This window comes from Vibrio sp. 1562, assembly GCF_033340155.1.
Lineage (GTDB): Bacteria > Pseudomonadota > Gammaproteobacteria > Enterobacterales > Vibrionaceae > Vibrio > Vibrio alginolyticus.
In genome coordinates this window covers 1-558 of sequence record NZ_JAWOVY010000644.1, presented here as the reverse complement: position 1 = coordinate 558, position 558 = coordinate 1, and the positions used below count along the sequence as shown (strand labels likewise).

The window sequence follows — 558 nt, the reverse complement described above, 5'->3', positions numbered from 1 at the left end:
CGGTACTCGACGCATGCTGTGCCCTTCTCGCGCACCACGGTCGTCCGGAGCCTCTGCGATGTAGCGGCAACAAAGCTTCATATCGATATTATCGATCGCTTGTTCTGTCGCGCCACCATAAACGTGAATAGAAACATCCACACTTTGACCGGGATAAAGCACATCCTGATTTAGAATCGAATCTACCTTAGCGCTGCCGATCCCAAAGCTCGCAAGTGTCTTCTTCAAAAATGACATATGCACCTCCTTTGTCGAGATCTCATACTACTACTGCTGATCATGGGATCAAAACAAATTTTTGCGTCGATCCGAGCGACAAAATAACAAAATCGAGAGAATTCAATTGCTCAACTATCGACCAATTATAACAAGGGTGCTAACCTATACATGATATGCATGCATATCGGTATTCCTGACTCATTTATTGGACTGGCGAAAGCCAAAAGAGCCACCCTTCAAGCAGTTGAAGCTCAACTCATAATGAATCAGGCCATTACATCGGCAATGGATATGCCTGGCAGTTAGGTAATCGAATGCGCCCAACTACAGTCAGGTTCG

General features: G+C 45.7%; 1 protein-coding gene. It reads right to left on the bottom strand.

The features are described from left to right. The coding region (locus tag R7Z49_RS26850) for a sporulation protein (protein WP_318112710.1) at positions 1-237 on the bottom strand (237 nt) is incomplete at its 3' end. Between the last annotated feature and the right edge of the window lie 321 nt (positions 238-558).